Here is a 25285-nt window from a genome sequence, read left to right as displayed (position 1 = left end):
GAGAGGGGGTGGCTGATGGTGCTCGAAGAGGCGCGGGCCCGTGATCTGGCCGACCGGCTGACCGAGGAGCTGAATCGCCGCACCCCGGGGATCGAGCAGCTCACCAGTTACTACAAGGGCGACCACCCGCTGAAGTTCGCCTCGCCGGAGTTCCGCAAGTTCTTCGCCGACCGGTACGCCGGGTTCGCCGACAACTGGACGGCGCCGGTCGCCGATGTGGCGGTGGAGCGGCTGACCACGATCGGCGTCAAGCCCTACGGGACCGACCAGCCCGACGCCGACCTGTGGCGGGTGTGGATGGCCAACGGGCTGGAGGCCGACTCCCAGCTCGGGTTCCTGGGCGCGGGGATCGGCGCCCGCGCCTACGCCCTGGTGTGGGGGAACCCCGAGGACGACGAGACCCCGACGGTCACGTTCGAGGACGCCTCCCAGGCGATCGTCGCCTACCGGGCGGGGTCGCGGCGGGACCGGGTCGCGGCGCTCAAGCGGTGGCAGGACGGCAATCAGGAGTACTGCACGCTGTACCTCCCCGACGAGGTGTGGAAGTTCCAGCGCGCCACCTACCAGGCCAGCCAGAAGGCGCGGAAGTCGCTGCCGCTGGCGGCAGTGGACGAGTTCGTCCGCGAGTGGATCCCGCGCGAGATCGACGGGGAACCCAACCCGCAGCCCAACCCGATGAAGACCGTGCCGATGGTGGAGCTGCAGAACCGTCCGCTGCTGGCCGACGACCCGATCTCCGACATCACTGGCGCTGCGGCGATGCAGGACGCGATCAACTACCTGTGGGCGCTGCTGTTCAACGCCGCCGATTTCGCCTCACTGCCGCAGCGCGTGGTGCTCGGCGCCGAGATGCCCATGACGCCGATCCTCAACGAGGTCGGCGAGGTGATCGGGGAGAAGCCGATCCCGCTGGAGAAGTTCGCGCTGGACCGGGTGCTGTGGATCCCCGACGAGGGCGCGACGGTCGCCAACTGGCCCGCCGCCAACCTCAAGACCTACACCGACGTGATCGAGGTCGAGGTCGGGCACGTGGCCGCGCAGACCCGCACGCCCGCGCACTACCTGATCGGCAAGATGGCCAACCTCAGCGGTGATGCGCTGATCGCGGCCGAGGCCGGGCTGGTGAAGCGGGTCGAGGAGAAGCAGCTCTGGTACGGCCAGGGGCTGCGCGAGATGTTCCGGCTGATCGCCCTCGCGCAGGGCAACCAGGGCAAGGCGCGGGCGCTGGCGGCGGGCACGATCATGTGGGCCGACGCCGAGACCCGCTCGCGCGCGCAGCTCTCGGATGCGCTGCTGAAGCTCAAGCAGATCGGGTTCCCGTTCGAGTGGCTGGCGCTCCAGTACGGGCTGACGCCGCCGGAGATCGTCGACCTGATCGCGATGCGCGAGCGCGAGGCCAGCATCGACCCGGTCGCGCAGATGATGAACGGGCGTCCCGACCTGGACGGTCTGCGGGACGAGCCCGTGGAAGAGCCTGAGCCGGGCGCCGAGCCGGGCGAGGCGTAGCCGGTGGCCACCACCGAGGAGGTGGTGCGGGGTCATCGGGCGGGCCAGCAGACGCTGGTGCAGCGGGCGCTGGCGCCGGTGGTGCGGCTGCTGAGCCTGCTGTCACGGAGCGCCCCCGGTCCGTCGTGGACGGGCGGAGTGGACGAGCAGGTGCTGGCCGTGGTGATCGCGGCCCAGCAGGAGTCGGCCGACAACGGCGCCTCCTACGTCGGGCAGGTACTCAAGGCCGCAGGCGTGCAGTCCCGGCTGGCGGGCCGGGTCGCCTCCCGGGCTCTAGCCGGCACCGCATCGGACGGGCGGCCGCTGAACTCGCTGCTGGGCTATCCGATCGCGGTGGCAGTGCGCAACATCGAGAACGGCATGCCGCCGGATGAGGCGTTCGAGCGGCTGATCCGGCGGATGGCGATGATCGTGGCCACGCAGGTCGCTGACGCCGGGCGGGTCGGCGCGGGGGTGGCGATGGCCGCCGACCGGGTGGTGCTCGGCTACGAGCGGATGGTGAACCCGTCGGCATGCTCGCGGTGCATCGTTCTGGCCGGCCGGATGTACTCCTGGTCGGAGGGGTTCCTGCGGCATCCTGGCTGCCAGTGCGTGCACCGTCCGGTGTTCTCGATCGAGGACTGGCGCAACGCCCGCCCCGAGAACAGTCCGTCCCGCATCTTCGGCCGGATGAGCCGGGAGGAGCAGGACCGCACCTTCGGGCGGGCGGGCGCGCAGGCGATCCGGGATGGCGCCGACATCAACCAGGTCGTCAACGCCCGGCGCGGCATCAGCGCCGCCGCGGGGCCGGGCGGACGCCCGCTCCTGGCCACCACCGAGGGGACCACCAGGCGCGGCCTGGCTGGGCGACGCCTGGGCTCCCAGGCCCGCCCGCGCGGCGAGCGGGTCGACCGGTCTCAGGTGGCCCGGCTCATGCCCGAAGAGATCTACCGGGCCGCCGATGGTGATCGCGATGAGGCGATCCGGCTGCTGCGCCGATTCGGGTACCTGACCGGGCCGGTCGCCTCTAAGCCGTCCCGCAAGGGTCGCGCGGATGGCGACCAGGGCACCGGCCGCAAGAGGGCCGCTGAGCAGCAGGACGGCGGCGGCCAGGCGCAGGGCGGAGCGGGTGGCAGCGGGCAGCCGCCTGGTGGGCCACCGCCACCCCCCGCGCTGCCGGGGGGCGACGGCGACCGTCCCCGCCTGGACGATCTGATCCCGCGGGACGACCAAGACGCCGAGGCCCGCCGCGGTGAGATCGAGGACGCCATCGCCGAGCGGATCGGCGGGGAGTACACCGCCCGGGATGGGACGGTGTTCACCGTGCACGTCGACGAGGTGGACAGCGAGGCCGACGAGATCAGGGCCAAGGCCAGCATCCGCGTGGACGGCCGATTGGTTGGCTCGGTGATCAGGGAGTTCTACCGCGAGGCCGATGGCACCCTGTGGGTTGACCATGCGTGGCTGGAGCTGGATCCCAGTGTGCAGGGCCGCGGCTTCGCGCCGGTGTTCAACCGGCGCATGGAACGCTGGTACGGGGCGTCCGGGGTGGATCGGATCGAGATCGTTGCCGGGCTCGACAAGGGCGGGTACGTCTGGGCCACCCAGGGATTCGACTTCGCTGACGTTTCCGAGGCCAGCGATATGCTGGAGCGGCTGGAGTTGAGAGCGGAGCCGCTGCGGCAGTGGCTGGAAGAGCACGAAGACGACGAGGATGTCTCCGACGCCGAGTACGAACGCGTCGAGGATCTCGTCGAAGCAGCGGAAGAGCTGATGAATCGCGCTGAATCGGTGGACTTCCACAGTCCGGACTACCCGACCGCGCAGGAGATCAGCCAGCTCGGTCGTTTGCCGGGGCAGGGTAAGGATGATCGCTGGCTCGGCAAGGATGTGATGATGGGGTCGCAGTGGAGGGGGATCCGGTACCTATGACCGAGCGTCGTCCATCCGAGCGCGTCTCTGACGACAAGGCCGCCCGGCAGCGCGCCCTGGCCGCCTGGTTCACCGAGTGGTCTCAACAGCACGATGTCGACGAGGTCGAGGACGCCCCCGCGGCGGCGCAGGACCAGTACTGGCGCCGGGCCCGTGAACTGATGGGCCTCGACCCTGAGAGCGGCCTGCGGCCAGGAATCACCGGACGCCGTCGCCGCCGTACCTGACCTGCCCCTGCCCTGTGACGACCCAGCCGCCGTGCTGGGTTTTTTCATGCCCGGCCCCGCGCAACGCGCGGCCGACAACCCCGCAATGGGAGAAATCATGCTCGACACCGACCTGCCCATTCACCCGTTCACCGGCGTGACCGCACTGGCCGTGCTGGACTCCGGCCGCATCGTCTGGCCCGTCGCCGGCGGGGCGGACGAGGGCAGCAGGGCCGGGGGCGACGGCACTGACGGCGACGGCGACGACGGCAACGCCGAGGATGGCCAAGCCAGCGAATCCGGCCAGTCGGAGGGCGCCGACAAGGCCGACGAGGACAAGCTCCTCGGTCCTAAGGGCGAAAAGGCCCTGGCCGCCGAGAAGGAGAAGCGCAAGGAGGAGGCCCGCAAGCGGCGGGAGGCCGAGGCCGAGCTGGAGCGTCTCCGCAACGGGGACGACAAGGCGGCAGCCGCGGCGGCCGAGGCGGAGAAGGCAGCGATCCAGCGGGCCAACGCGCGGATCCTGCGCAGCGAGGTGAAGGCGGCGGCGGCCGGCAAGCTCGCCGATCCGACCGACGCGCTGCGCCTGCTCGACCTCGACCAATTCGAGGTGGGTGAGGACGGCGAGGTCGACGAGGGCGAGATCGCCGACGCGATCTCCGGACTACTCAAGAGCAAGCCGTACCTGGCCGCAGGCGGCAAGCCCAGATTCCAGGGCGACGCCGACCAGGGCGCCCGCAAGAAGACCAAGCCGCCGACGCTCGACGAGCAGATCGCGACGGCGGAGAAGGCCGGGAACTGGGCCGAGGCGCGCCGCCTGAAGTCGGCCAAGCTCACCCAACCCGCAAGCAGTTAACGATCACGGCAGGCCGCACGGCCCTGCCTGTCACTCAAGACGAAGGAGAGGCCCATGGCGGGCATCACCGGGCAGGGCACCACGTTCAACCTGCCGAACTACGTCGGCGAGCTGTTCGCCGCGTCCCCGACCGACACCCCCTTCCTGTCCTCGATCGGCGGGCTGACCGGCGGCGAGCAGGCCGAGTCGACGCTGTTCCAGTGGCAGGGCTACGACCTGCGCGACGCCGACGAGGGCCGGCAGCGGCTGGAAGGCGGCAACGCCCCGACCGCCGAGGCGCGGGTCCGGTTCAACGTCAACAATGTGGTGGAGATCCACCAGGAGTCCCTGGAGGTCACCTACACCAAGCTGGCGGCGACCGGCCAGTTCAACTCCACCGGCTCCAGCCACCCCGGCTCGGTCGGGATCTCCGGGACCAACCCGGTCACCGGCGAGCTGGACTGGCAGACCCAGCGGCATCTGGAGCAGATCGCCCGCGACATCGAGCGGTCCTTCATCGTCGGCGCTTTCAACAACCCCTCCACCAACGCCACCGCGCGCCGCACCCGCGGCATCCTGGAGGCCACCGCCACCAACGTCACCGCCGGAGGCGGCGCCGCGGTCGGCACCGCGGTGATCGAGGCCGACGACGAGACGTTCACCATCGCCGCGCACGGCATGGCCAACGGGCAGGCCGTCTCCCTGTCCACGCTGACCGGCGGCGCGGTCGGTGTGGTCAAGGAGAACCAGACCTACTACGTCCGCGACCAGGCCACCAACACCTTCAAGCTGGCGATCAAGCCGGGCGGCACCGTGATCGCGTTCGCCGCCGACGGCGGTGCCGTGGTCACCAAGAACGTCGCCCTCACCGAGGCGGCGGTCCTGGACCTGCTCCAGACGGTCTGGGAGAACGGCGGAATCCAGATGTCCGACACCGCCACCGTCATGGTGAACGGGTCGCTCAAGCGGGCCCTGACGAAGATCTTCATCACCGACAAGGGGTTCCAGGAGTCCTCCCGCGACGTCGGTGGCGTCCACGTCATGACGATCGAGACCGACTTCGGTCGCCTGAACATCATGCTCAACCGCTGGATGCCCTCCAGCGTGCTGAGCGTGGTGTCCCTGGAGGAGTGCGCGCCGGTGTTCCTGCCCATCCCGGGCAAGGGGTTCCTGTTCACCGAGCCGCTGGGCAAGGCCGGCGCCGCTGAGAAGTTCCAGATCTACGGCGAGGTCGGCCTGAAGTACGGCAACGAGAAGGCGCACGGCAAGCTCACCGGCGTCACCTTCGACGACAACCCGCTCGTCTGATGGCGGCCTTCACGATCCCCGCCGAGCGGTTCCCCTGGTCGCCGGTGCAGATCCGTACTCGGCTCGGACTGGTGGACTTCGTCGACCACCGGGCCGAGGTCGACGACGAGGACCTCGCCGCCGCGCTCCGCGAGGTGCCCGAGGTCTTCGGCATCGTCGAGGAGGGCGCCGAGCCACTCGCCAGCAACGGCGACGGCGAAGGTGAGGATGACGACGAGAAGCGTGACGAGCCCGCCGAGGAGTCCGCCACCAAGCCGCCGTCCGTGCGGGCGTCCAAGGCCGAGTGGGTCGCCTACGCGGTGAACTGCCCGCAGGAGTCCAAGCGGCTGTCTGAGGCCGACGCCGAGGCGATGACCAAGGCGGACCTCGTCGAGCTGTACGGCGGCTGAGATGACGCTGGCGCCGCTGGCCACCACCGATGACCTGGACGCCCGGACCATCGCCTGGGACGACCAGGACCTCGCCGAAACCTACCTGGGCGTCGCCAGCGCGTCGGTGCGGGACGCGGCCGGGGTCCCGATCTCCCGGGTCACCTCGACCGTCAGCCTGTTCGGCGACGACGGCCAGTGGCTGCGGCTGCCGGGGCCGCCGGTCATCTCGGTCGCGACCGTGACCCTGGACGGCGGCGCCTTGGTGCAGGGGACCGATTGGGCGCTGGTGGACGGCGCGCTGTTCCGGGTGTGCGGGTGGCGGGTGTGCGGGCCACTGCCGGTCCCGGCGGTGGTCACCTACACCCACGGGCTGGCCGAGGTCCCCGCCGACGTGGTGGATCTGGTGTGCCGGCTGACCGCGTCGGCGCTGGTGGCCGCTGCGGCCGAGGACGACGGGTCGGGGCTGGCGGTCGACCGGATCGTGTCCGAGCGGCTCGGCGACTACGCCGTCACCTACGACAAGGCGTCCGGCGCCACCGAGATGGAGCTGGCCGACCGCACCCGCGACCGGCTGCGTAGCAGGTTCGGCGGGACGGGCGCGGCGATGGTCGGCACCCGGTGATCGGCTGGATGTTCACCCAGTCCTGCCAGGTGGAGCCGTTCACCGGCGAGGGCGCCCACGGCGCGCTGTACGGTCCGCCGGTCATGGTGCGCTGCCGCGTCCAGGAGGCCGACACCTACCAGCGCGGCCGCGACGGGTCGGCGGACCGTCACGAGGTCGACCCGGCCACCACCGTGTACCTGCCGTTCAACACGGACTGCCCGGCCCGTTCACGGGTGACGCTGCCCTCGGGTGCGGCCGGCACGGCGATGGAGGTGCACCGGCACGCGGTACCGGCGCGGCTGCGGCATCTGAGAGTGAGGGTGCAATGACACGGTTCCGCCTGGACTGGGACGGCGAGCGGGTAGCCGCCCAGGTGCGTCGGGGCGCCGGCCTGGGCAGCAAGGCCGCGGCCGAGCTGCTGCTGGAGGAGGCCAACCGGCGGGTCCCGCTGGAGAAAGGGCGGCTACGGGAGTCGGGGCAGGTCACCACCGACGCCGCGGGGAAAGCGGCGGTGTCCTACTCCGACCCCAACGCCGTCCGCCAGCACGAGGACCCCTACTACAAGCACGACCCCGGACGCAGCCGCAAGTATCTGGAGATCCCGATGCTGACGCAGCGGCCCGCCATGCTGCGGGTGATGTCGCGGACCGTCCGCAACTTCCTGCGCCGCTGATGGCCTGGACCGAGGATCTGCTGACCGGGCTCGCCGAGCACCTCGCCGCGCACAACATCGCGTCCTGGTATCCGACCGGCGCGTTCCCCGCCTCGCCGCCGCATCCGCCGGTGGCACTGCGGTCGCTGCCCAACACCCCGGACCGGGCCTACAGCCTGGACGCCTACGTCGAGGTCGACACCGAGGACGCGGGCCTGGCGGATGTGACGGTGGCGGTGCAGCTGCAGTCGCGCGGCACCCGTGACCCCAGCGATGTGGACGACGTCGCGGACGCGGCGTGGGAGGTGCTGCACGGCGCCCGGATGCTCACCCTCGGATCCGGCCCGTCGGCGGTGCACACCTCGCTGATCTACCGCCGGTCGACCGCCCGGCTCGGCGTCGACGGCCATGGCCGCTACGAGCGGTCCTGCAACTACTACGTCCTCGCGTCCCGGCCGAACGTGTACCGGCCCGACTGAACAGGAGAAACACCATGGCCATCGCGATCAACGGCATCACGCCGCCGGCCGGGCCCATCACGGGCGGCACGACGCATCTGATCTCGGGAACCGACCTGACCACCGTCACCGGCGTGACCGTCGGCGGTACCACCGCGACGTCGTTCGTGGCGCTGTCGCCGACGCTGATGCGGGTGGTGACGCCCGCGCACGCGGCGGGCGCCGTCAACGTCGTCCTCAACCCGGGTGCGGTCACCGGGACGGGGATCTTCACCTATGAGGCGCTGACCGGCGACGAGACGCTGGTGTCGACGCTGGCCCGCAAGTGGCGCCTGGACGTCAACACCGGCACGGTCGGCGTGCCGGTGTGGACGCAGGTCCGGGCGATGGGTGAGCTGAAGCCGCAGGTCGAGCCGAACATGGAGGACGACAGCGACTACGACAGCGACGGGTGGGAGTCGGAGACCAAGACCGCGCTGAAGTGGACGCTGGAGGCCAAGCTGCTGCGCAAGGTGGGCGTCACCTCCGGCAACTACGACCCCGGCCAGGAGAAGATCCGGCTGGCCAGCGACCAGTTCGGCAGTGCGGGGACGGTGCAGGTCCGCTGGTACGACCGCGACGGCGGCCCCGAGGCGTACATCGGGTTCGCGTCGGTGAGCTGGGAGCCCGAGGGCGGCGAGACCAAGGACCTGGACACCGTCACGGCCAAGCTGTCGGGCCAGGGGCAGCGCACCACGATCGCGAACCCGGCGGTCTGAGGTGACGTTCAAGGATCTCCGCGAGTTCTCCGAGGGCGCGCACATCGACCTGCCGATCGGCGGTATCACCTACCGGATCAACGGTGTGGACGCCGAGACCGGCCTGCTGATCCAGCGGCTCATGGACGCAGGCATCAAGGCCGGCCAATCCGGGCAGCCGATGGACCTGGACGAGGACCTCCTCGACGACGCTCAGGAGCTCAGCACCTACGAGTCGGTGCTCGGTGACGCCTACCAGCAGATGCTCGACGACGGCGTCGACTGGGAGGAACTCAAGCGCGCCTCGATGACCACGATGATCTGGATCTACTTCGACGAGGAGACCGCCGAGCGGTTCTGGGAGACCGGTGCGGCGGGGGAAGCGGTGGCCCCGGCAACGGGGCAGCCGCCGGCGGGAGCGAACCGGAACACCCGCCGGGCCTCATCGGCCGCGGTGAGAAAGACCCGGTCACGGGCCTCTACGAGTGGTACGAGGGCCTCACGCTCAACGACCCGGACCAAGGCGCCCGGATCGCGTGGCAAGACGTCTGGGAGCAGTGGGGCCTGATCGAGGCCGACCTGCACAGCGAGTACGGCATCGACGTCGAGGAGCCGGGCCTGCTGAAGGCCCGCACGTTCCGGTGGCTGGTCGCCCGCATCCGCGGCCTGCTGTCGGCTGACACGCGCCTGGCCCGCCATTTCGCACCCGATGACGACAAGCAGGGGGTGAGCGGTGGCGCTGAGACTGGGTGAGCTGGTCGCGGTCATCTCCGCCGACGACTCGCCGTTCCGCCGCGTGCTCGGCCGCGTGCACAGCGGGCTGCAGGCGGTCGGGAAGGTGGGGTCGCTGGCCGCGCTGGCCGGGTCGGCGGCGCACCTGGGCGTCGCGCTGGCGCCCGCCGCGGGGATCGTGGCGGTGCTGCCGGGCGCGTTCATCGCCGCCAAGGTCGCCGGAGCCGCGCTCGGCCTGGCGCTGGACGGGGTGTCGGAGGCCGTCGGCTCGGCGATCTCCGGTGATCTGAAGGAGTTCAACAAGCAGCTCAAGGACATGCCGCCCGCCATGCGCGGGGTGGTGCGCGAGCTCGGCGGCGCGTTCTTCGGGCTGAAGGCCACAGCGCAGTCGGCGTTCTTCGCGCCGATGCGCAAGGAGGCGCGCGGGTTCGGCAAGGAGATGCGCGTCCCGATCGGCCGGGGCATCGCGACCATGACCGCGTCGATGGGCCGGTTCGGCGCCCAGGTGCTGGGGGTCGCCCGCGAGGGCCGGTCGCTGGCGTTCATGAAGAACCTGTCGCTGGCCATCGCGCGCGCCATCGACGGCGCCGCCAAGGGCGTCAAGCCGCTGGTGCGCGGGATCCGCGACTTCGCCGGCGCGAGCCTGGGCGGCTTCGGCCGGGCGGGCAACGCGATGGGCCGGCTGATGGCGGCGACGGGGCGGTGGCTGGGCCGGATGGGCCGCGGCGGGCAGGCCACCCGGTGGATCTCGGGCGGTGTCACCGCGCTGAAGACCCTCGGCCGGATCGGCCGCAACGTCGCTCTGACGATCGGCAGCATCTTCAAGAACGCCGGGGCCGGTCAGTCGGGTGGGCTGCTGGCCTCCATCGAGCAGATCACCGCTGGCCTGCTGGCCTGGTCGCAGTCGGCCGAGGGGCAGCAGCAGGCGGCCACGTTCTTCCGGCTGATCAACGACACCGCGTCCGATCTGGTGCAGATCCTGCCGCTGCTGGTCGGCCCGCTGGGGCTGATCCTTCAGCTGATCCAGGCGTTGCCGGGCCCCACGCAGGGCACCGCGTCGCAGATGCTGGCCTGGGCGATCGCGATCGGGTTCGTGTCCTCGCGGCTCGGGCCGCTGGTCAAGGCCCTGGGCCCGGTGGGCAAGGCCGCCGGCGCCATGGGCAGGGGCGTAGGCAGGGGCGTGAAGGGCGTGGCCGGTCACCTGCGCAACGCCGACTCGGTGACGCGGCGGGCGGCGTCGCGGATGGGCTCGGCGTTCGCCACGGCGGCGCGTGGCGCCGGGCGGCTGGCACTGGCCGTGGGGCGGGCCGCGGGTTCGGTGGCGCTGTCGGGCCTGAAGATGGCGGGCTCGGCCGCGCTGGCCGCTACGCGGACGATCGGCTCGTGGGTGCTGATGGGGACGCAGGCGCTGATCCAGGGCGCCAAGGCGGCGATGTTCTGGATCCTGGCGAACTGGCCGATCGTGCTGCTGGTCGCCGCGATCATCGGCGCCGTCTATCTGATCATCAAGCACTGGGACAAGATCGTCGTCTTCTTCACCAAGACCCTCCCCGGCTGGATCCGCAAGGGCTTCGACTTGCTGATCGGGATCGTGAAGAAGGGCGCGAGCCTGGGCTTCTTCGGTCCGGTCGGATTGATCATCGCCCACTGGGACAAGATCGTGAAGTTCTTCACCAAGACCCTCCCAGGCTGGATCGGCAAGGGGTTCGACTTCATCGTCGGGCTGATCAAGAAGGCCGCGTCGGTGGGGTTCCTCGGGCCGATCGGCCTGATCATCACGCACTGGGGCAGGATCTCCCGGTTCTTCACCCAGACGCTGCCGCGCGCGGTGTCGGGCGGCATCAACAACGTGGTCGGCTGGATCCGCCGCCTGCCCGGCTGGGTGGTCAGCTCGGTCGGCAACATGGGCAAGCTGCTGGTCAACGCGGGCAAGTCCCTCCTGATCGGCTTGTGGAACGGGATGGTCTCCATGGCGAGATGGCTGGCCCGCTCGATCGGGAACCTGATCCGCAACATCGTGCCGGGCCCGGTGCTGCGCGTCCTGGGCATCCACTCCCCGAGCAAGCTGTTCGCTGGGTACGGCAAGAACGTGGTCGAGGGCATGGCGCTGGGCATGAACGACAACCAGGGCCTGGTCGCCAAGGCGTCCACCGCGCTGGCGGGCGCGGCGGCCGGTGGCTCGGCAGGGCTCAAGCGGCCCGGCGCGGGGCGCGCGGCAGGAGGTGGCGGCACCGGCGGGGGCACGCTCCGCTCCCGGGTCGACATCAACTTCACCGGCGCCGAGAGCGCGTTCCTGAAGTTCATGCGGGGCATCGTCCGCACCAAGGGGCAGGGCAGCGTGCAGGTCGCGTTCGGGACGGGCCGCTGATGCCGTTCCCCGACGAGGCCCTCGATGTGTGGGTGGAGCTGAAGCTCGGCGACCAGTGGGTCAACATCAAGACCGACGGGCACGTCTACACCCGCGACCCGATCACCATCACCCGCGGCCGCGGCGACGAAGGGTCGCGCACCGACCCCTCGACCTGCACGCTGACGATCAACAACCGGGACGGCCGGTACTCGCCCCGCAACCCGCTCGGCCCCTACTACGGGCGCATCGGGCGCAACACCCCGATCCGGGTGTCGGTCCCGACCGGCGGCGCGCCGGCGTTGACCGTCCCCGACGGCGCCATCGGGTCGTACGCTTCCACCCCCGACGCCGCGGCGCTGGACATCACCGGCGACCTGGACGTGCGCGTCGAGGCCGAGGTGCGGTGGGTCGGCGGCGCCAGCGGCGGCGGCCTGGTCGGCAAGTACATCGAGACGGGCGCGCAGCGCTCGTGGGTCCTGTGGCTGGACTCCACCGGCGAACTGATCCTCTACTGGTCCAGCACCGGCGCGAACCTGCTGCTGGCGACCTCGACCGTGCCCGTCCCGGCACTGGGCAGGCAGGCGGTCCGCGCGACGCTCGACGTCAACAACGGCGCGTCCGGTAACACCGTGACCTTCTACACCGCGCCGTCGATCGCCGGGCCCTGGACCCAGCTCGGCGCCCCCATCGTCCAGGCGGACACCACGTCCATCTTCGACTCGGCCTCCCCGGTACAGGTCGGGGAGATCATCGCCGACCCCGTCGCCGGCCGGTACTACGCGATGGAGTTGCGCAACGGCATCGGCGGCATGGTGGTCGCCGACCCCGACTTCACCGCCCAGGCCGTGGGCACGACCGCGTTCGCCGACGCGGCTGGCCGGTCGTGGACGGTGGCCGGGGACGCGGCCATCACCGACCGGGACGTGCGGTTCTCCGGCGAGGTCCCGTCCTGGCCGATCAAGTGGAACACCTCCGGCACCGATGTGTGGGTGACGATCGAGGCGGCCGGGATCCTGCGGCGCCTCGGGCAGGGCGCCAAGCCGCTCGGCTCCGCCCTGCGGCGGGCGATCGGCACCTTCCAGGCCGACGACGCCCGCATCGTGGCGTACTGGCCGCTGGAGGACTCTGCCGGGTCGACCCAGGCCGCGTCCGCGATCGGCGGCGTTCCGCCGCTGCGCGCCCTGGGACCGGTGGAGTTCTCCGCCGAGCCGTCCGGCGGGACCGGCGGCGGCGTGTCGGTCGGCGACGTCGGCCGCCTCACCGGCGCCACACCCTCCCCGGGCACCGAGTGGACGATCATGTTCTGGTTCGACCTGGCCGCCGACATGGGCACCGACGCCGCGTCCCCGGTGGTGCAGTGGCGCACGCCCGGCTCGAACGCCTCCTACTGGTCGCTGTTCACCGGGCAGGTCCTCAGCGGGACGCTGATCCTGGAGGGCGCCAACGCCGCCGGCAGCGTCGTCGTCAGCGCCAACGGCACGGCCGACGTCCGCGGCCGCGGCCCGGTCCAGATCGTGGTCACCGGGGATCAGGACGGCGCCAACTACCAGGTCGCGGTGGCGGTCGACGGCGAGCTCGACACCGCCAGCATCTCGCCGGGCGATGTGTGCAGCCCTCCGACGTCGATCGGGATCAACCTCGACGTCGCCCCGGGCGAGTACTCCGGCTCCGTGTCGCACCTGCTGGTGGCGACCCATACCTTCGAGTCGCGCGGCTACGCCGCCGCTCTGGTCCCGGTCGGGTCGGGGCATCGCGGCGAAACCGCCGGCGCCCGGTTCCTGCGCCTGACCGGTGAGGAGGGCGTCCCGGCCGACCTGGTCGGCGTGGCGGCCGACTCCGAGCCGATGGGCGCCCAGCAGCCCAAGGAGCTACTGGAGCTGCTGGGCGAGTGCGCCGACGCCGACGGCGGCACCCTGTACGAGCGCCGCGACGGGTTGGGCCTGCGGTACCGGACCCGTGCCGCCGACTACAACACCGACCCCGCCCTGACCCTGGACTACCACGACCAGCTCGCCGCGCCACTGGAACCCGTAGACGACGACCAGGCGACCCGCAACGACGTGACCGTGGAACGCGAAGGCGGGTCCTCCGCGCGCGTCACCGTCGACCAGGGCCCGCTGTCCACGCAGCCGCCCCCGGACGGCGTCGGCGTCTACAACGAGTCGGTCACCCTCAACCTGGCCGACGACGACCAGCTCCTCGCCCAAGCCGGATGGCGCGCCCATCTGGGCACCGTCGACGAAGCCCGCTACCCGGTGGTGCGGCTCAAGCTGCACAAGCACTACGACCTCGCCCCGGCCGTGGTCGCCGCCGACATCCGCGCCCGGATCCACCTGTCCGGCCTGCCCGCATGGGAACCGCCCGGCACCGTCGACCTGCTCGCCGACGGCTACACCGAGACCATCGAACCGCGCCGCTGGACCATCGAGTACAACACCGTCCCCGGCTCGCCGTGGCGGGTCGCGGTCGCCGACAACACCACCCTCGGCCGCGTCGACACCGACGGCACCGTGCTCCTGGACCCGGTCACCGCCACCGACACCACCCTCCCCGTTCTGGTGACCGGCGCCGCCTGGACCACCGACCCCGCCGACTACCCCTTCGACCTGACCCTCGGCGGCGAAGTCGTCACCGCCACCGCCGCCAGCGACAAGGTCCTGGACAACTTCGCCGACACCGCCGCCGGCGGCTGGGGCAGCGCTGACACCGGGCAGGCGTGGACGGTCGCGGCCGGATCGGCCGCCGACTTCTCCGCCGCGGGCGGCACCGGCGGAGTCATCGCCTCCCCGACGGCCGGCGTCGAACGCGCCATCGTCATCCCCACCGGCTCGCCGCAGCAGAGCACCCTGGTGTACTCCAACACCCCCCTCACCCCGACCGGCGCGCCGATCACCTGGGGTGTGCTGCTGCGCTACACCGACGCCAGCAACTACTACTGGCTCGGCGTCCAGATCAACACCGCCGGGACCCTCACCCTCATCGCCCGCAAACGCGTCGCCGGGGCCTTCACCACCATCACCTCCGTCGCGTCCGCGACCGGCCACTCCACCAGCGTCTGGCGGATCCTGCGCGCCGAGGCCCTGGGCACCACACTGCGCGCCAAGGTCTGGGCCGCCGACGCCGCCGAACCCGCCGCGTGGGAGCTGACCACCACCGACGCCGCACTGTCGTCGGGCGGTTCGGCGGGCTGCATCGCACGGCGCGAGACCGGCAACACCAACTCGACCTCGACCGGCTTCGACATCTTCACCGCCTACCAGTCCCTGACCGTGACCCGCGCGGTGAACGGGATCAGCAAGGCGCAAGCGGCGGGCATCGACATCCGGCTCGCGCAGCCCTCGACCATCGCCCTCTAGGGAGCAGCCGTGTCGACCTATCCGCAGATCGCCGCCGGGCAGCGCATCACCGCCGCGCTCCTGACCAGCATGCTGCCGACCGAGATCGTCAAGGCCGCCAACACCGACCGCGTCAACAACACCTTCTCCGCCGACCCCGAACTCACCATCGCCCTGGACGCCTCCGCCGTCTACCGGGTGGAGTTCGACCTGCTGGCCGGCGGCACCACCACCGCCGACATCCAGACCCGCTGGGCGGTCCCGGCGGCGGCGTCCGGCCTGAAATCGGTGATCGGCCCCGGCTCGACCGCGGCCGAAGGCAACGCCGACAACGTCGCCATGCGCACCGGCGTACACGGCTTCACCACCACCGTCGTGTACTCCGGCGTCCGCAACGCCACCGGCAACCTGTTCCGGATCTGGGAGACCGCGGTCCTCACCACGGCGGGCGCCGGGACCCTCTCGCTGGAATGGGCGCAGGCCACCACCAACGCCACCGCATCCCGCATCAGCGCCGGGTCGCTGCTGCGCGTCAAGCGGATCGGCTGAGGGCGGGTGTAGATGGCCGATGACAATTCCACGATCGCCTGGCGCCTGGACCGCATCGAGGAAGCCCTGCGAGACCTCGGCCTGCGGGTCGTCTCCGCCGACCTGTACACCAGGGACCGGACCGAGATCGAGCGGCGCCTCGCCGAGATCGAACGCGACATCGCCGAGGAACGGCTGGCCCGCAAGGAAGCCGACAAGGACCTCGCCGACCGGATGGACAAGGGCGGCGCGAACTGGCGGCAGGCCCTGTTCTCCGGCGTTGTCCCTGGCGTGTTCTTCGTCATCACGCTCGCGGTCACGATCCTGCTGGCGCTGCGGGGCGGCAAATGACCAATAGAGCCAACCTCGCCTCCCGGTGGCGCATGGTCGTGAACGTCGCCGTGTGGGCGCTGGCGGTGATCCTAGCGATCGTGCTGGTCACCAAGGTCAACGACATGAGTGCGCGGCTGGAGTCGGCCGAGAACCGCGGTGATGCCTACGAGCAGCAACTCCGCCAGCACAACATCACCCCAAGCCCTGTCCCCGGGTCCACCCCGGGCCCGTCCGGGGCCCCCGGACAGCCAGGGCCTCCCGGGTCTGCGGGTTCTCCCGGCGCGCCTGGTTCCGGCGGTGGCTCTGGCCGTCCTGGGGCGCCTGGAAGTCCGGGGGTGAGTGGAGCGCCCGGGGCGTCCGGTCAGCCGGGCAAGGACGGCTCTAGCGGAGCGCCGGGACCGCAGGGAGAGCAAGGGCCGCAGGGAGAACGCGGCGAGCAAGGCCCACGCGGTGAACAGGGTCCGGCTGGGCCGGCGTGCCCGGACGGCTACCAGCTGGTCACCGGGACGGTGATGACGACCGACGGCCCTGTACAGGCCGCCTATTGCAAGGAGGCACCTTGACCGAGCAGACCGAACCGATCCCGCCGGAACCGCCGGCGGACGCGGGGCCCACCGAGATGGACGAGGAGGATGTCCTGCGCGGCCTGTATGGCCCGTCGGACGGCGCCGGGATCTTCCGGGAGGTGAGCGCCTGATGGGCACCGCGGCGGGGATGCTGGCCGAAGCGCGCCGGTCCCTGGGAATCGCCGGGCGTCCCAACGTCATGACCCGCGAGTACGCGAACAGGCACGGCGCCGACTTCCTGCGCGCCTCCTGGTGCGACATGGCCATCACCTACTGGGCGCGGCACAGCGGCAACGCGGGTGCTGTGCTGCTCGGCGGGGACCGCGCGTACACCGTCTGGCACGCCGAGGACTTCCGCAAGGCCGGACGCTGGCACGTCGGTACGACGGCCGAAGTCAACGCGGCCAAGCCGGGCGACATCGTGTTCTTCGACTGGGGCGCCTCCAACTCGATCGGGGCCATCGACCACGTGGGCGTGGTCGAGAAGGCGCTGGGCGGCGGGCGCGTGCAGACGATCGAGGGCAACACCTCCGACGCCTGCATGCGCCGCGTACGGGACGCGTCGGTGATCGCCGGATACGGGCGCCCGGCTTACGCCGGCTCGTCCAGCTCGCCGCCCGCGTCCGGCTCGAAGGCGCCGAAGTGGCCAGGCCGGTACCTGAGGCAGCCGCCCGTCATGCACGGCGACGACGTCACCCTGTGGCAGCGGCAGATGCACGCACGCGGCTGGCGCATCGGCGTGGACGGCGCGTACGGCCCGACGTCGGAGTCGGTGTGCCGGGCCTTCCAGCGGGAGAAGGGGCTCGGCGTGGACGGCGTCGTGGGCCCCAAGACGTGGGCGGCCGCCTGGACCGCCCCGATGACCTGAGGAGTGACCGCCATGTACGCCTACCTGATCCGCACCCTCGTCCCCCTGCTCGTGGGCGTCATCGTCGGCCAGGCGGCCCGGGTCGGGCTGGACCTGGACCCGACCGCCGTCTACGCGATCGTCACCCCGGCCGCCACGCTCGTCTACGGGCTGGTGTCCCGGTGGATCGAGCTCCACGTCCCGGCCGCGGGGCGAGTGCTACTCGCGGCGGGCCTGACGCGGCAGTCGCCGGAATACACGCCCTGGCCAGCGCGCCGGTAGCCTCGAAGACACCGGGCGGGTGGGGAAGCCCGCCCAGCCGGGCGGTCCCCGTCCTCCTCGCGGGAGGGCGGGGCCGTTTCGTCATCCCGCGGGTGCCCGTCCGACCCGCGCTGTATCCTGACGAAGCCAGGCAGAGCGCACCTGTGGCCGCGCGGCGCGGAGCAAGGGGACAACGGTTGTCGTCCCCCCGGCCGAGCCCTTCGGGGCGGGATCAGCGAGACGACGGGGGTTTGCCGAACGGGGCTGGGGTCCGTCCAGCGAGCGGCGGGTAGCTCTACAGCCCCGGGACGAAGCGCAAACGCCCCGCCTCTTCGGAGGCGGGGCGTTTCATCGCGTTCTAGCTCCCTATTCCGGGGATGGGCGCTTCCATACTTCTCCCGGCCCGCCGCCCGGCTCTAGGTGGTCCGCCGCCGCTCGCGCTCCCGGGCGGCGTGGCGCTCGATGATGCCGCCGAGGTAGCGGATCCTCTCGGGGTTCTCGCGCTTGCCCTGGTAGTACTGCGATTCGGGGACGATCTCGTCCATCAGCAGCTGGTAGGCGGCGATGGCCTTCTGCAGGCCGCCGTCCTCCGGGGGGTCGGGTGGGCCGGTGGTCATGTCCTCTCCTGGTGGGGCGCGGCGGCACGTGCGTCGGGGGTCGCTGCGTGCCGTCGCGCCGTAGTGGGGCCGCCCGGCCGGCTGTGCTGGTACCGGCCGGGCGGCGGGCACGGGTCCCGGCTCCCCACCAGGAGCCCGTGCCGGTCGCGCAGCCTCGCCTCACGGCCCCCGTCCGAGGACCGGGCGTCGGCTACGCGACGTCGGGGTGGGCGCGGCGGGCGCTCCCGCGCGTGCCAGCTTCCGCCGCGTCCACGTTCATCGGACCGCCTATCCCTCCGCGGTCGGGTCGGCGGAGATCGGCGCGCCGAGCGCCCACGCGATCCGCTCGGCCGCCTGCTCCACATCCACCGACAACCGGCCGCCGGTGTCGGGTCCGGTCGACCACACGTAGCTCTCGGCGTCGTCGTCCCAGGAGATCCTGCGTTTCTCGCCCTGGTAGGAGACGTGCAGGTGGTTGCCCGTCGCCTTGGCCCCCTCCAGCCATGAGGTCTGGGGGACGGACTCGCAGCGCGCGTTGATCTGCGGGATCCGCCGCCGCACCGCGGCGTACAGGGCGTCCATCGGCCCGTACGGCGTGACGGCCGGCTTGCCCGGGTCCCCGGCGATGATCACGGCGGCTTCGATGATGTGCTCGGCCTCGGCGATCGGCTCTCCGGTGGCGTCGTCGAAGAACCACATCCTTTCGGCGTCGGTGACCCGCGGCTTGCACGTGACCGTCCGAACCGCTTCCGCGGGACCGTCTGGACGGGTCACGATCACCGCCAGCGGACTGGCTCGCAGTTCCACACTGAGACGCCGTCGCCGCAAAGCGTTCATCAGCTCATAGAGCTTGGGGTAGGCGTGCGGGTGCTCGGTGCCGTCGAAGCGTTCACTCGTGCCCGCCTCGCCTGCTCCGCTGCTGCCCATGGCGGGGCCTCCGATCCGGTCAGGCCCTGGATCTCCCGGTGTTCACGCACCGCTCCCTGGGCCGCTCTGTGTCGATGACACAGAGCGTCCATCCCGCCGGATCTGCGAGGCCAGAGGTTTGCCGCCGTTTGCCGCAACGCCGCTCGGCGGCTAGTCCAGCTTGTACTCCTCGTGCGGAATCGCCCGCTCCCAGGCCATCTCGAACGAGGCGATGACCTGCCGCACGACACGCGGATCACTGCTGAACTCGTACGTTCCCCGGGACCCGTCGCCCCTCTGGATACCGAATCGTGCGCGCCGCCGGTCGAACAGCCACAGGTCCGCTCCCGGCAGTGTCAGGTCGTACGCCCTCGACCGGGGTAGCCAGCGCAGGTCCTCTCCTGCATCGACGTTGCCGTAGCTGATGGCGTGCTCCCAGCGGATGTAGTCGCTGACGGGCTCCGAGACGATCCGCAGCCGCCGGAACGTCACGCCGCGTTCCCGGGCGGCGCCGACGAGGCCGATCCAGCGTGACCAGTCGTAGCCGGTGGCGTCGCCGGTCTGCTGCCATTGCAGGAAGTGGGGTTCCTCGTCGTACCCGTCCCGCATTTCCAGGTGCACCGCCGACCGCTCGGTGTGGTCGAGGAGGAACTCGAAAGACGGACTCCCCGGTCCTTGTCGGCCCGCCTCGTATGTGCCGTCCAGCGCCTCACGGATGACGCCCTCCATGCGCGCGGGCAGCCATACGTCTACCTCGTCGGTCGATTGGGTGACGTCGTTGCTGAGCCGCGACGTGACCGCCGGGTCCGTCAGACGGCCCCGGAAGCGGAAGTCTCCGGTTACGGGGTCGCGCCACACGGCCGCGCAGTCGTCCTGCGGCGAGTCTCCGTCTGAGCCGACGAAGTCGATGGGCCCCTCCGCGGGCATGGATGCCTCCTGTTTCCTGGGCGATGTCTGTCCGACCCTCACCCGCTCCCAGTGAGGTCGTCAAGGGCCTGGTCGATCAACGCAGCCGCGCCTGGTCCGCGAGTTGCGAGGGACTGAAGTCCCTTCCACGCCTTCACATAGACCGCGACCTCGTCGGAAGTGGTGATGCGCAGATATCCCGAGACCAGCTCGATCGTCACCAGGGCCTCATCATTGATGATGAATGCCTCCCGTGGCCGGTTCCCGCGCCGATCGACCGTGCGGGGAATCACCCCGAATACCACCGAAGGCAGGCTTCCTGTCGCCACCGCCCGCAGGTGGCGGAGCTGGTCGGCATGGACGGTGCGGGGATACGGCCGGTACCAGAGGACGTCCTCCTCGACGACGTAGACGAACCGCTTGCCCGGCCGGCGCAATACGGCCTGCCGGTCCATCCGTTCGACGACGGCGGCGTCAAGATCTGCATCGCCGGACGCCAGGTTCTCCTCACGGCGGACGGTGTCCAGAGCTGCCCGCGTGTAGTCCTCAGTCTGGAGCAGGCCGGGGATGCTGCGGGACTGGTAAGAGCGGAGCAGGGTCACCTCCTCGAAGTCGGAGCGCACCGACTCTTGGGCCCGCCGCAGTCCCGCTCGGTGCAGCCGCTTGTAGGTGGTCCACATGGTGGCCACCGCGCGGAGTTCAGCGAGCAGTTCGGCCGTGCGCTGCTCGGATATCCCGCACGCCTCACACCATCTGCGAAGGTCCTCGATGGAGATCGGCCGATGCCCATGTTCGATCCTCGACACTTTCGCGACCCCGGCTGACCAGCCAGCGCGCCGCGCGAGCTCACGGCCGGACAGCCCGGCGTCCTCCCGCAGCTCTTTCAGCTGATCGGCGAGACGCTGCCGGGCCGCCTGTACCGATGACGAGATTGGGGCGGGCATGCCTCCAGGTTCTACCCAGGTGGCCCCGCTGGCGTGGGGGGTTTGCCGCAGATTGCCGCTTCACAAACGGGGCGCTTGTTGGAAACACCATCCGGCCACTACAAGTCCCCAAGGTTGAGGCGCCGGGACTCGTCGGCCGCGCGCTTCTCCGACGTGGCCCGCGTGTACCGGTCGATCATCTCCCGGCGCGCCCATCCGCCGACCGCCATCAATCCGCCCTCAGACCCGCCAGCGCCGAGCCAGCGGCCGGCACCGGTGTGCCGAAGCCAGTGCGGGGTGAAGTCGTCAGGAAGGCCAGCGCGGGCGGCGCGGCGGGTGAGCGTGGCGTAGGCGCCCTCGTAGCCGAGAGTCTTGCCCCGGTCCCCCAGCCACAGATTCGGGGCGTCAGCGAGCCGGTGAGCCCTGCGGAGCCGCAGATACCGGTCCAGGGCCCGGCTGGTCTGGGGCCCGAACGGCACCCGGCGTCCCTTGCCGCCCTTCCCGCGACGCACGACGGCGGTACCGGTAGACAGATCGACCTCGTCTTTGTCCATGCTGACGACCTCGCCGATCCGGACCATGGTCTCCACCATGAACCGGATGATCGCCTCGTCGCGGCGATCGTGGAAGTTCTTGTGGGTGCAGGTGGCCAGCAGCGCGCGGATCTGCTCGTCGGTCAGCTCCGGAACGACCTTCACGTCGACCGTCGGGCGCTTGAGGCCGAGGAGCTGGTCGGTGGCAAGCTCGCCCTCGGCGGCCAGCCAGGCGGAGAACCGGCGGACGGCACCCTGCCATCCGGCGATCGTCTCCCCCTCGGCACCGCCGTCGATCAACGAGGCGATCCATGCGTTAACCACGGACCTGGTCAGCGCGGGCTCGATCCCTTCACCCTCAGCCCACAAGAGAAAGCGGCGGACGCCCTGACCGTAGGCTTTCAGGGTGTTGGGGGACTTGCGCTCCGCGCGCAGGTGCAGCAGCCAGGAGTCCAGCAGGGAGTGCAGTTCGTCGGAGGTCATCGCGGCCCCAGTGAGCATCGGGCGGTATCTGGACTGAGTACGGCATGCTAACAGCCAAATCGCCCCCGACCCGGCTTATCAGCAGGTCGGGGGCGATTTCCGCGAATGCGGTCAGTCCAGGTACTCGCGCAACATCTGCGCCCGTGACGGGTGGCGCAGCTTCGCGAGCGTCTTGGACTCGATCTGGCGGATCCTCTCCCTCGTCACGCCGAACTCCCTGCCGACCTCTTCGAGGGTGCGCGGATGGCCGTCGGTCAGCCCGAAGCGCAGCTGGATGATGCGCTGCTCGCGGTCCGACAGCGTGCCCAGGATGTCCTCAAGCTGGTCCTGCAAGAGGATGAACGCCGCCGCCTCGATGGGCACGACGGCGTCCGCGTCCTCGATGAAGTCGCCGAGGTCGGAGTCTTCCTCTCCGATCGGCGACTGCAGCGACACCGGCTCCTGGGCGATCCGCTGGATCTCCACGACCCGGACGGGCGTCAGGCCCATCTCCAGGCCGATCTCCTCCGGGGTGGGTTCGCGGCCGAAGTCCTGGTGCATCTGACGCTGCACCCGGACCAGTTTGTTGATGGTCTCCACCATGTGCACCGGGATCCTGATGGTCCTCGCCTGGTCGGCGATCGCGCGGGTGATCGCCTGCCGGATCCACCAGGTGGCGTACGTGGAGAACTTGAACCCCTTCGTGTAGTCGAACTTCTCGACCGCACGGATGAGTCCGAGATTTCCCTCCTGGATCAGGTCGAGGAAGAGCATTCCCCGGCCCACATAGCGTTTCGCGATCGAGACCACCAGCCGCAGGTTGGCCTCGATCAGGCGTTGCTTCGCCCGCACACCTTCGCGGGCGAGCAGTTCGAGGTCGATGCGCTCGCCGCGGCCGAGGATGGCGACGTGCGCCATCTTCTCCTCCGCGAAGAGCCCCGCCTCGATCGATTTCGCGAGTTCTACCTCATCTTCTGCCGTGAGTAGCGGTACGCGACCGATCTCTCTCAGGTAGATCCGAACCAAGTCGCTCGTCGGCGCCCGCTTGCCGAGGTCTCCCTCATCCGCTCGCGTGACGTCCTCGGTCTCCTGCTGAGATTCGAGGACCTCTACCCCCTGCTCTGCGAGCATCCGGACGACCCGCTCAAGAGAGTCGTCCGGCAAGTCCGAGCGATCGAGCGCGGCAGCAACGTCGTCGACGGTCACACCGCCGCGCTCTCTACCGCGTGCGACGAGGTCCGCCACCTGATCAACCGATGGCGCCTCGCTAGGCAGCACCGAAGGGCCCACGCAGACAGTTTGCGTCAAATGGGGGCTAGATCACAGGACCTATTTTAAGGACTCTTGACTTACTGGGCCCCAAGCCCTCGCTCCCGCAACACCCGTCTCTGCTGCTCAAGCGCGACAAGATCGCCGAAGAGCCGGCTGTACTCGTCGGGCCGCTCGACCGGATTCAGCCGACCGAGTTTAGATTTCGCGTCGGCGATCATGCGGGTGAGCTGGCGTTCCTGTATTCGGGCGAGCAGTTCCACGGCATAACGGTCGTCCGATTCCTGGGCGGAGCGCACCGGCTCGACCCCTAGCCTGGTGATCAGATCCCTGACCTGCTCGTTCGGCGCGTCCTCCAGCAGCAGCGCGACCCACTCCGCGACACCGCCCGCCGCCGCCACGCCGCCCGCCGCCGCGATCACGGCCCGCACCGCCGCGTGCGGCGGCGCGATGAACGCCTCCGCCGGGACCTCGTCGAAACCCGGCCCGAGCAGCGCCGGGCGCTGGACGGCCAGCTTGAGCAGCTCGCGCTCGCGTTGGACGTCCGGGTCGTTCGGGTCGAAGGAGGGCCGCTCGGCGGGCGCCTGGGCGCCGCCGCCCGGGGACCCGTCCCCGGGCCCGCTCCCCTGCCGGCCGTTCCCCTGGCGCCCGTCCCCGGGACGTCCCGGCCCGCTCACCTGCCCGTGCCCGCCGCGCCCGCGCTCGTGCCGGCGGGCCGCCAGGTCGCGGACGCGGCGCAGGACGAACTGCTCGTCCATGATGCCGAGCCAGCGGTCGAGGTTGACGGCGTACATCTGGCGGAGCGCCCGGTCCTTGATGGCGGCGACCACGGGGGCCGCCGCGTCCAGCGCGCCGAGCCGTCCCTCGGCGGTGTCGAGGTCGTGCTGCTGGATCGCGTTGCGCACCTTGAACTCGAACAGCGGCAGCCGAGAGGCCACCAGATCGCGCACCGCCGCGTCGCCGTGCCGGACCCGCAGGTCGCACGGGTCGAGCCCGTCGGGCTGGACGGCCACGAACGTCTGCGTGACGAACTTCTGCTCGTCGGCGAACGCCCGCAGCGCCGCCTTCTGCCCGGCCGAGTCGCCGTCGAAGGTGAAGATCACCTCGCCGCGGAACTCGTCCTGGTCCATGAGCAGCCGGCGCAGGATCTTGATGTGGTCGTCGCCGAACGCCGTGCCGCTCGTCGCGATGGCCGTCTGGACGCCCGACAGGTGGCAGGCCATCACGTCGGTGTAGCCCTCGACCACCACGGCCTGCCGGCGCCTGGCGATCTCCTTCTTGGCCAGGTCGGCCCCGTACAGCACCGAGCCCTTGTGGAACAGCGGCGTCTCGGGGGTGTTCAGGTACTTGGGGCCCTCGTCGTCCTCGTAGAGGCGGCGGGCGCCGAAGCCGATGACGTCGCCGCCCAGGTCGCGGATCGGCCACATCAGCCGGCCGCGGAACCGGTCCATCGGGCCGCGCCGGCCCTCCTTGGCCAGCCCGGCGGCGACCAGGTCGCGGTCGGCGAAGCCGCGGCCGCGCAGGTGCCGGACGAGGCCCTCCCACTCGCGGGGCGCGAACCCCACGCCGAAGTGGGCGGCATCGGCGGCCTCGAACCCGCGCTCGGACAGGAACTTGCGCCCGATCGCGCCCTCCTGCGAGCCGAGTTGCCCGGTGTAGAACTCGGCGGCGGCGCGGTGCGCCTCGATCAGGCGCGCGCGCTGGCCGCCGTCCGCCCGGGTGGCGCGGCCGCCGCCGTCCTCGTAGCGCAGCTGGACGCCGACCTGCACCGCCAGCCGCTCCACCGCGTCCGAGAAGGTCAGGTGCTCGATCTCCTGGACGAACTTGATGACGTCGCCGCCCGCCTCGCAGCCGAAGCAGAAGTACAGCCCGCGCGAGGGGGTCACGTTGAACGAGGGCGACTTCTCGTCGTGGAAGGGGCAGAGGCCCTTCAGGTTGCCGCCACCGGCGCTGCGCAGCTGGAGGTACTCGCCGATGACGTCGGCGATGGACGACCGCTCCCGTACGAGCGCGATGTCCTCATTGCGAATCCGTCCTGCCACGACGAAGGAGTCTACGGCCGCGCCACGACATCCGGCGCATCACACCGGAACCGGTATCGCCGCCCCGCCACGGCCCTGTCTCTTGTACACATCTGACGCTTCCGACGATAA

General features: G+C 70.8%; 26 protein-coding genes. 19 read left to right on the top strand and 7 right to left on the bottom strand.

The window, feature by feature from the left end; translation table 11 throughout:
• Positions 1-15 precede the first annotated feature (15 nt).
• From E1298_RS15235 to E1298_RS15140, 19 genes are all read left to right on the top strand, one after another.
• A complete protein-coding gene (locus E1298_RS15235; protein ID WP_131893617.1) occupies positions 16-1506 on the top strand; it encodes a phage portal protein in 1491 nt (496 codons plus the stop codon).
• Between the two features lie 3 nt (positions 1507-1509).
• Positions 1510-3417, top strand: coding sequence for a hypothetical protein (locus E1298_RS15230; protein WP_131893615.1), 1908 nt, complete (start codon positions 1510-1512; stop codon positions 3415-3417).
• A complete protein-coding gene (locus E1298_RS15225; RefSeq protein ID WP_131893613.1) occupies positions 3414-3644 on the top strand; it encodes a hypothetical protein in 231 nt (76 codons plus the stop codon). Before E1298_RS15230 ends, E1298_RS15225 begins: the two co-directional genes overlap by 4 nt.
• A 97-nt stretch (positions 3645-3741) precedes the next feature.
• Complete coding sequence (locus E1298_RS15220; protein ID WP_131893611.1) at positions 3742-4476, top strand: hypothetical protein; 735 nt, start codon at positions 3742-3744, stop codon at positions 4474-4476.
• A 54-nt stretch (positions 4477-4530) separates the two neighbouring features.
• Positions 4531-5763: an SU10 major capsid protein gene (locus E1298_RS15215; protein ID WP_131893609.1), complete on the top strand. Its 1233-nt coding sequence runs from the start codon at positions 4531-4533 to the stop codon at positions 5761-5763.
• Positions 5763-6152, top strand: a complete 390-nt coding sequence (locus E1298_RS15210) for a hypothetical protein (RefSeq protein WP_131893607.1) — start codon at positions 5763-5765, stop codon at positions 6150-6152. Before E1298_RS15215 ends, E1298_RS15210 begins: the two co-directional genes overlap by 1 nt.
• Position 6153: 1 nt before the next feature.
• Positions 6154-6756, top strand: coding sequence for a hypothetical protein (locus tag E1298_RS15205; RefSeq protein WP_131893605.1), 603 nt, complete (start codon positions 6154-6156; stop codon positions 6754-6756).
• On the top strand, positions 6753-7067 hold the full coding sequence (locus E1298_RS15200; protein WP_131893603.1) for a hypothetical protein: 315 nt from the start codon (positions 6753-6755) through the stop codon (positions 7065-7067). Before E1298_RS15205 ends, E1298_RS15200 begins: the two co-directional genes overlap by 4 nt.
• On the top strand, positions 7064-7411 hold the full coding sequence (locus E1298_RS15195) for a hypothetical protein (protein ID WP_131893601.1): 348 nt from the start codon (positions 7064-7066) through the stop codon (positions 7409-7411). Before E1298_RS15200 ends, E1298_RS15195 begins: the two co-directional genes overlap by 4 nt.
• Positions 7411-7869: a phage tail terminator protein gene (locus tag E1298_RS15190; protein WP_131893599.1), complete on the top strand. Its 459-nt coding sequence runs from the start codon at positions 7411-7413 to the stop codon at positions 7867-7869. Before E1298_RS15195 ends, E1298_RS15190 begins: the two co-directional genes overlap by 1 nt.
• A gap of 14 nt (positions 7870-7883) precedes the next feature.
• Positions 7884-8606 carry a phage tail tube protein gene (locus tag E1298_RS15185; RefSeq protein WP_131893597.1) on the top strand — a complete coding sequence of 241 codons (723 nt, stop codon included), beginning with the start codon at positions 7884-7886 and terminating at the stop codon, positions 8604-8606.
• A gap of 1 nt (position 8607) precedes the next feature.
• Entirely contained in the window at positions 8608-9153 is a 546-nt protein-coding gene (locus tag E1298_RS15180; RefSeq protein WP_131893596.1) for a DUF7426 family protein, read from the top strand.
• 165 nt (positions 9154-9318) lie between these two features.
• Positions 9319-11685: a phage tail protein gene (locus E1298_RS49495; RefSeq protein WP_207944638.1), complete on the top strand. Its 2367-nt coding sequence runs from the start codon at positions 9319-9321 to the stop codon at positions 11683-11685.
• Positions 11685-15023: a hypothetical protein gene (locus E1298_RS15165; protein ID WP_131893594.1), complete on the top strand. Its 3339-nt coding sequence runs from the start codon at positions 11685-11687 to the stop codon at positions 15021-15023. The genes E1298_RS49495 and E1298_RS15165 overlap by 1 nt, the downstream gene beginning before the upstream one ends.
• Before the next feature lie 9 nt (positions 15024-15032).
• Positions 15033-15551: a hypothetical protein gene (locus E1298_RS15160; protein WP_131893592.1), complete on the top strand. Its 519-nt coding sequence runs from the start codon at positions 15033-15035 to the stop codon at positions 15549-15551.
• Between the two features lie 12 nt (positions 15552-15563).
• Positions 15564-15881 carry a hypothetical protein gene (locus E1298_RS15155; RefSeq protein WP_131893590.1) on the top strand — a complete coding sequence of 106 codons (318 nt, stop codon included), beginning with the start codon at positions 15564-15566 and terminating at the stop codon, positions 15879-15881.
• A 541-nt stretch (positions 15882-16422) separates the two neighbouring features.
• Positions 16423-16560 carry a hypothetical protein gene (locus E1298_RS48095; RefSeq protein ID WP_165975471.1) on the top strand — a complete coding sequence of 46 codons (138 nt, stop codon included), beginning with the start codon at positions 16423-16425 and terminating at the stop codon, positions 16558-16560.
• The gene (locus E1298_RS15145; RefSeq protein ID WP_131893586.1) at positions 16560-17297 is read left to right on the top strand and encodes a peptidoglycan-binding protein; all 738 of its coding nucleotides are present in this window, start codon (positions 16560-16562) and stop codon (positions 17295-17297) included. The genes E1298_RS48095 and E1298_RS15145 overlap by 1 nt, the downstream gene beginning before the upstream one ends.
• A 12-nt stretch (positions 17298-17309) precedes the next feature.
• Positions 17310-17558 (top strand): hypothetical protein, encoded by a 249-nt coding sequence (locus E1298_RS15140; protein ID WP_131893584.1) that lies wholly within the window; start codon positions 17310-17312, stop codon positions 17556-17558.
• Positions 17559-17953: 395 nt separating this feature from the next.
• Here the strand turns inward: E1298_RS15140 and E1298_RS15135 are convergent, their stop codons facing one another.
• The 7 genes from E1298_RS15135 to dnaG all read right to left on the bottom strand — a co-directional run bounded on the left by E1298_RS15135 (position 17954) and on the right by dnaG (position 25174).
• Positions 17954-18154: a hypothetical protein gene (locus E1298_RS15135; RefSeq protein ID WP_131893582.1), complete on the bottom strand. Its 201-nt coding sequence runs from the start codon at positions 18152-18154 to the stop codon at positions 17954-17956.
• A 267-nt stretch (positions 18155-18421) separates the two neighbouring features.
• On the bottom strand, positions 18422-19060 hold the full coding sequence (locus tag E1298_RS15130; RefSeq protein ID WP_131893580.1) for a hypothetical protein: 639 nt from the start codon (positions 19058-19060) through the stop codon (positions 18422-18424).
• Between the two features lie 150 nt (positions 19061-19210).
• Entirely contained in the window at positions 19211-19966 is a 756-nt protein-coding gene (locus tag E1298_RS50365) for a DUF6879 family protein (RefSeq protein ID WP_243725604.1), read from the bottom strand.
• A 38-nt stretch (positions 19967-20004) separates the two neighbouring features.
• The gene (locus tag E1298_RS15120) at positions 20005-20889 is read right to left on the bottom strand and encodes a Scr1 family TA system antitoxin-like transcriptional regulator (RefSeq protein WP_131893578.1); all 885 of its coding nucleotides are present in this window, start codon (positions 20887-20889) and stop codon (positions 20005-20007) included.
• A gap of 98 nt (positions 20890-20987) precedes the next feature.
• A complete protein-coding gene (locus tag E1298_RS15115) occupies positions 20988-21884 on the bottom strand; it encodes a tyrosine-type recombinase/integrase (protein WP_131893576.1) in 897 nt (298 codons plus the stop codon).
• Between the two features lie 111 nt (positions 21885-21995).
• The gene (gene rpoD, locus E1298_RS15110; protein ID WP_131893641.1) at positions 21996-23141 is read right to left on the bottom strand and encodes an RNA polymerase sigma factor RpoD; all 1146 of its coding nucleotides are present in this window, start codon (positions 23139-23141) and stop codon (positions 21996-21998) included.
• 71 nt (positions 23142-23212) lie between these two features.
• On the bottom strand, positions 23213-25174 hold the full coding sequence (dnaG, locus tag E1298_RS15105; RefSeq protein ID WP_131893574.1) for a DNA primase: 1962 nt from the start codon (positions 25172-25174) through the stop codon (positions 23213-23215).
• Positions 25175-25285 lie beyond the last annotated feature (111 nt).

Origin of the sequence: Actinomadura rubrisoli (assembly GCF_004349215.1) — a bacterium.
GTDB lineage: Bacteria > Actinomycetota > Actinomycetes > Streptosporangiales > Streptosporangiaceae > Spirillospora > Spirillospora rubrisoli.
The sequence above is the reverse complement of the archived record's forward strand: the minus strand, read 5'-3'. Positions and strand labels throughout refer to the sequence as shown.

Coding starts and splice junctions, on each gene's coding strand:
- E1298_RS15225 (WP_131893613.1), top strand. CDS start 3,414: ATGACCGAGCGTCGTCCATCCGAGCGCGTCTCTGACGACAAGGCCGCC.
- E1298_RS15205 (WP_131893605.1), top strand. CDS start 6,154: ATGACGCTGGCGCCGCTGGCCACCACCGATGACCTGGACGCCCGGACC.
- E1298_RS15120 (WP_131893578.1), bottom strand. CDS start 20,889: ATGCCCGCCCCAATCTCGTCATCGGTACAGGCGGCCCGGCAGCGTCTC.
- E1298_RS15140 (WP_131893584.1), top strand. CDS start 17,310: ATGTACGCCTACCTGATCCGCACCCTCGTCCCCCTGCTCGTGGGCGTC.
- E1298_RS15235 (WP_131893617.1), top strand. CDS start 16: ATGGTGCTCGAAGAGGCGCGGGCCCGTGATCTGGCCGACCGGCTGACC.
- E1298_RS15135 (WP_131893582.1), bottom strand. CDS start 18,154: ATGACCACCGGCCCACCCGACCCCCCGGAGGACGGCGGCCTGCAGAAG.
- E1298_RS15115 (WP_131893576.1), bottom strand. CDS start 21,884: ATGACCTCCGACGAACTGCACTCCCTGCTGGACTCCTGGCTGCTGCAC.
- E1298_RS15215 (WP_131893609.1), top strand. CDS start 4,531: ATGGCGGGCATCACCGGGCAGGGCACCACGTTCAACCTGCCGAACTAC.
- E1298_RS15165 (WP_131893594.1), top strand. CDS start 11,685: ATGCCGTTCCCCGACGAGGCCCTCGATGTGTGGGTGGAGCTGAAGCTC.
- E1298_RS15155 (WP_131893590.1), top strand. CDS start 15,564: ATGGCCGATGACAATTCCACGATCGCCTGGCGCCTGGACCGCATCGAG.
- E1298_RS15220 (WP_131893611.1), top strand. CDS start 3,742: ATGCTCGACACCGACCTGCCCATTCACCCGTTCACCGGCGTGACCGCA.
- E1298_RS15210 (WP_131893607.1), top strand. CDS start 5,763: ATGGCGGCCTTCACGATCCCCGCCGAGCGGTTCCCCTGGTCGCCGGTG.
- E1298_RS15130 (WP_131893580.1), bottom strand. CDS start 19,060: ATGGGCAGCAGCGGAGCAGGCGAGGCGGGCACGAGTGAACGCTTCGAC.
- E1298_RS15190 (WP_131893599.1), top strand. CDS start 7,411: ATGGCCTGGACCGAGGATCTGCTGACCGGGCTCGCCGAGCACCTCGCC.
- E1298_RS15195 (WP_131893601.1), top strand. CDS start 7,064: ATGACACGGTTCCGCCTGGACTGGGACGGCGAGCGGGTAGCCGCCCAG.
- E1298_RS15185 (WP_131893597.1), top strand. CDS start 7,884: ATGGCCATCGCGATCAACGGCATCACGCCGCCGGCCGGGCCCATCACG.
- E1298_RS50365 (WP_243725604.1), bottom strand. CDS start 19,966: ATGCCCGCGGAGGGGCCCATCGACTTCGTCGGCTCAGACGGAGACTCG.
- E1298_RS15145 (WP_131893586.1), top strand. CDS start 16,560: ATGGGCACCGCGGCGGGGATGCTGGCCGAAGCGCGCCGGTCCCTGGGA.